Annotated in this window: 4 protein-coding genes and 1 pseudogene; 4 read left to right on the top strand and 1 reads right to left on the bottom strand. The window is 44.1% G+C overall.

The window, feature by feature from the left end; genetic code table 11:
- The 4 genes from RMO52_RS15040 to RMO52_RS15025 all read left to right on the top strand — a co-directional run.
- The coding region (locus RMO52_RS15040) for a type IV secretory system conjugative DNA transfer family protein (RefSeq protein WP_396135001.1) at positions 1–862 on the top strand (862 nt) is incomplete at its 5' end.
- The gene (locus RMO52_RS15035) at positions 793–2166 is read left to right on the top strand and encodes a type IV secretion system DNA-binding domain-containing protein (protein ID WP_310415676.1); all 1374 of its coding nucleotides are present in this window, start codon (positions 793–795) and stop codon (positions 2164–2166) included. The genes RMO52_RS15040 and RMO52_RS15035, both read left to right, overlap by 70 nt.
- A gap of 132 nt (positions 2167–2298) precedes the next feature.
- A complete protein-coding gene (locus RMO52_RS15030; RefSeq protein ID WP_309744302.1) occupies positions 2299–2724 on the top strand; it encodes a hypothetical protein in 426 nt (141 codons plus the stop codon).
- The gene (locus RMO52_RS15025; protein WP_309744304.1) at positions 2714–3757 is read left to right on the top strand and encodes a nucleotidyl transferase AbiEii/AbiGii toxin family protein; all 1044 of its coding nucleotides are present in this window, start codon (positions 2714–2716) and stop codon (positions 3755–3757) included. The genes RMO52_RS15030 and RMO52_RS15025 overlap by 11 nt, the downstream gene beginning before the upstream one ends.
- 735 nt (positions 3758–4492) lie before the next feature.
- Here the strand turns inward: RMO52_RS15025 and RMO52_RS15020 are convergent.
- A pseudogene (locus RMO52_RS15020) lies at positions 4493–4711 on the bottom strand (hypothetical protein); the annotation flags it as partial.

Raw genomic sequence — 4711 nt, 5'->3', positions numbered from 1 at the left:
TCAACAAGTTCAACAACCACCTGGTGCTCAAAAATCTCATCTACCATTCGATCCTACTCTGGGAATGTTGGTGGGAGCTGTGGGAATTTTAATTCTGTTGTCGATGTTTGGTAAGCGGACTGGGAATCAGCAAGGTAAATCATACTGGGGCGGTGCCAAACAGCTTCGGGCAGCCAAACGGATTGCTAAATCTCAAATTCCGGCTTTTGCTGGTAAAAAGACTTATGTCAAAGCTAATGCTTGCGCTTTATACATCGGTACCCCCGCCAAAATCTACAATGCTCACCAACAAGACTTTTACGGGCGGCTCGAACCCGAACTAAATCGGATCGAGCGGCAATTTGGAGAGCAGGCAGCAGCGAAGTTAAAAGCTAAATATCGTCCCCGTAAAGCTAAATTTGGTGAAGAAACGCTGTTTCTTCCCAATGCTCAACAAAGTATCGCTGTGTTTGGCGCGGCGGGTGCTGGTAAATCGATGAGCGTTCTTAATCCCTTGATCCGTTCGGCTCTGGATCAAGGAATTACCGCAACTGTTTTTGACTTCAAATATCCCGAACAGACCAAAGAAATCATCGGTTACGCTGCCCAGCGCGGCTATCGAGTCCAAATTATTGCCCCATCCTACGCTGAATCAGGGATTTTTAACATTCTAGAGTTTATCCGCGATTCGGGGGATTCGATTGGGGCGGGTCAAATTTCTGAAGTTCTCACTGAAAACACTTCTAAGGGTGCCGATAGCGGTGGTAGTAATGAATTCTTCGAGAGTGGTGGAGCTAGCGTTCTCCAGGGGGGATGTTGCTCTCTAAATGGCTCGAAGAAGACCCTGAAGCGATTGCGGTTGCCAGAAGACTGTGGGACGTAGAAGTTAGCGATCCCCATCCCCCAGTCGCCGATATGATGACAGTTGCGGCGGTTCTCAATCTCCCGCAATTTGCCGAACGGATGAGATTTGCCGCCAAACGGATTAACCCGTGGATTACCCAATCCCTGGCTCAATTCCTCAGTGCTGGTGGTGAAAAAGGTAAAAAGAACGTCACTGAGGGCGGTATTCTCGCCAATGCTCAAAAGACTGTCAATCAGTTAGTCAAGCGCGATTTTATCCCAGCTATTTGTGGGAAATCGACAATTGAAATCGACCTGAATGGGGAAAATGTTCAAACCTTAACGATTGTAGGGATGAATCAAGATTATCGGCATCTGATTTCACCTTTACTGGCAACCATCCTCGATCTCCTAATTTCTAGAAATATCGCTCACTCCAGACACCGAACCGTTCCCTTCTTTGTCAGCCTGGACGAGTTGCCGAGTATGAAGTTAAGGAAAATTGCCAACTGGCTAGCTGAGGGTCGTTCGGCGGGATTCTGTGGCGCGATTGCGCTGCAAAATTTATCCCAACTCAGAGAAGCTTATGGAGCCGACCGGACGCAGACAATTATCTCCAACTGTGCGACTAAATTTTTCCTCAATCCCCAGGATGCCGAATCGGCTAAGTCCTATAGTGACTACCTGGGTGAAAAGGAAATCCGCTACTATACTCAGACAATTACTACTCAAAAAGGTGGTAGTAGTAAAGCTAGAACCGAACATGCTACTAAAGTACCATTGATGGAAGCAGCGGAATTCTCGAAGATGGGTGCTGGACGAGCGGTAATGATTTCGCCTGGATATATTAACGCAGCTAAGAAAGAAACTTACTTGCCGATCCTACATGACATTAAAATTCCGAATCGAGACTTAATTGAATCCGAGAAATCAAAAGAAGTCTGGAATACGATGTTAGCAGCTTCCAAAGATCGGAAAATTGATGAAGCCGAGATCTCGCGGATGTTCGAGCTGCGCTGTCAATTAGTCGAAGAACTATTTCCCCTGCCACCACCTGCTAAATTACTTTACTCTCTCAGTCGTCTAGTATCGATCTTGCAAGATGCTGGGTACTCTGAGGTAGGGTTTGAGAGTGAGAATCAGCTTGTCGATCTAGCCATTAAAATCCATATTCCCGTAGATTGGCAAGATCCCGGATCTTCAGCCGATGCCCCTAAAGCTAAGATTCCAAGAGATCCTAAAGGATTATCGGCGATCGCAATTTTAGTCGGGAGTACTGGCTACAGGATGACTAGATCGGAATTGACAGTGGGGAAAGCATCGGCGGACGCGATCGAAAATTGATAAGGTCGAGTTGAGGGATTCCGCAAAGCTAGATCGTGTTTTGAGTGTTATAATTGAGAGTATATATGTTGTCGTCATAGCCTAACTGTCTCTGTAAAAAAGATAGATGCAGCAACTATTTTTGGATGTAAAATGAGAAAATCTGAACTAAAATTACTCATCATACAAACAATTGAGAATAGCGAATATAATGCCTTCTTCCGTAAAGATTTCAAAGATTTAGGTGGCAGTTATATTCAAGTAGGCACCGTTCTGAAAGAACTCTGTCAAGACCAAAGATTGAGACGGATCGGTCATGGTGTTTATGCTAAAACTGAAGTCTGTACTATCGAGCCTTTTGTCGGAAGAGTTATCTTGAGTGCTGGTTTAACAGAACTTGCCCCTGAAGCTTTAACTCGTCTTGGTTATAAAGTGTTACCATCTCAAGCCGTACTCGATTACAACGCTGGAACTTCAACTCAGGTACCAACGGGCAGAAAATTACGGATTCAAGGAAAAAGGACTAGTCGTAGATTTAGTCACAATAAAGCAGTTATATACTACGAGTATGTCAATTAAGCCTTTATCTAATAGTACTTTCAAGTTAATTAAAGATGAGTTTGATATTAATCCAGTATTCCTAGAAAAAGATTGGTATGCCCAACATATTTTAGGTGTAATTGCTAAATTTGAGAGCGATGAATTTGAGCCGATATTTTCAGGCGGTACATCTCTGAGTAAAGGGTACGGACTGATTCAGCGATTTTCAGAGGATGTTGATTTTCGAGTGCGTCCGCTTAAAGAAAAACTCACCCGCTCCTATCGAAGTAACTACCAAGATCGATTAGTCGAGGCAATTCTCGCATCCTCATCGGATTTACAGTTGGTTCGGGAAGTATACAAGCGAGATCGATCTACTTTTTTAAAATGTCAAATTGCCTACCCTTCCCAGTTTGCAGACACAAATACCGTCAGATCTCACATTCAAGTCGAACTAACTTTCGAGCCGCCGCAACTAGAACCAGAGGTTCGTCCGCTATCATCCCTCGTCAATCAATTTACCCAGCAGCCACCAGAAATAGCTGGAATGGCTTGTCTCAATCTCGCTGAAACCGCTGCTGATAAACTTGCTGCTCTATCGTGGCGGGTGGTGAGTAAAGAACCAGATAGCCAGCGATACGACCCTAGAATCATTCGCCACTTGTACGATCTGAGCTATTTGTCACCAGAGATCGTCAACAATCCCAACTGGTTTAAATTAAGTCTAGAAACGATATCCCACGATCTCAAAACTCGCGATAAATCGCTTGCCAGTCAGATCGATAGTCCACAAGAACTCTTGAATCAGCTAGTCAATAAGTTGGGTAGTAATCAGCTCTATCGAGAACATTATCGGAATTTTGTCGAAGATTTTACCTATGGAGCATCTCTTTCCTTTGACGAAGCAATCGATAGTTTGAGTGGACTAACAGGAAAACTATTAGCAGAACGGCAGAATATCGAGAATTCTGTAGTTAAAGATTCTACTGATGACACGATCTCGATCGATCCTGACTGGAAGGAGGAAAATAATTTTCTAGAGGAAAGTGATGAAATGGACTTGAGTCAATAGAGAAATTGAGTACTATTTCAGCTTAACCCCCAGTAGTGACACCGTTCACGTCAATCGACTGTGGACACTCGGCTAAATCGCAATTTTTTATCCTGATTAGCTGTAGCGACCTGCAATAGTAATCGGTCAGGACTGCAATCATCGCAATTTTGAGATCATCCAGCTCGAAATGCTGCAAGCCGTTCTCGACGGTCTTGACTTCTGGTAATTCGCTAATCTTAATGGTGAGTTCGAGTTTTCCGGTAGTAGCCATGAGATCGAGATCTGTATTAGTATCATAGACACTGTAAATCTTCTGATGCCCCGTTCGCAGAACCCCCAAGTAGAATGTCTCCACGCAATTTTCGTCGGTTCGCTTCACAACCCGCTCAGGAATCCACAGTAGCCCCAGATTCACCGATTAAAGAACAATTTCTCCCTGACTCAATTGAGATTTGTTGCCCTGTCTGTGGTTGGATCAATTTTAATCGAGATGAAGTTGGACAAATTAGCTGTGATGAATGTGATTTTGTCGATGTCGCTGAAATTTAATCATCGGTAATCTTAGAGCGAGAATCACTAATTTTAGTCTCTGTTTGGTGACGATCGGCATTCTCAACCTTATTAGTATTGTCTCTATTTCTCGATCGGACGCGTCCGAAGTTTGGACATCAATCCACGCGATCGACACTCATACCGTACTAATAGGGGGAAACGCAGAATTGTTAAACCTAACAATTAAAATATTTCAATCGACTACTTTTTTTTAAGAGCTGCGGCAATCGATTTGCCAGCCCGTTTACCAGCACTTTTAGCTCCAAATCCTGCTCCTTTTGTTATTCCACTACCAAATCGCCCTGCTGCCTTCATCCCGGCTCCTATGGCTCCTCTAGCTGGTGCGCTTGCCATTGAATTCATCGCTCCAGCCAGAGCTAAAGCCGAACCTTGACAATAGAAGAAAGTCAGCACGGGTGC

The sequence above is a fragment of the Chamaesiphon sp. OTE_8_metabat_110 genome, assembly GCF_031382685.1.
In the GTDB taxonomy this organism is placed as follows: domain Bacteria; phylum Cyanobacteriota; class Cyanobacteriia; order Cyanobacteriales; family Chamaesiphonaceae; genus Chamaesiphon.
Note: the sequence above shows the minus strand (reverse complement) of the source record. Positions and strands in the feature narration are given on the sequence as shown.

What these genes read in the sequence shown, in the direction of transcription:
- RMO52_RS15030 (WP_309744302.1), top strand. Translation starts at nt 2,299, where the DNA reads ATGAGAAAATCTGAACTAAAATTACTCATCATACAAACAATTGAGAAT.
- RMO52_RS15035 (WP_310415676.1), top strand. Translation starts at nt 793, where the DNA reads ATGTTGCTCTCTAAATGGCTCGAAGAAGACCCTGAAGCGATTGCGGTT.
- RMO52_RS15025 (WP_309744304.1), top strand. Translation starts at nt 2,714, where the DNA reads ATGTCAATTAAGCCTTTATCTAATAGTACTTTCAAGTTAATTAAAGAT.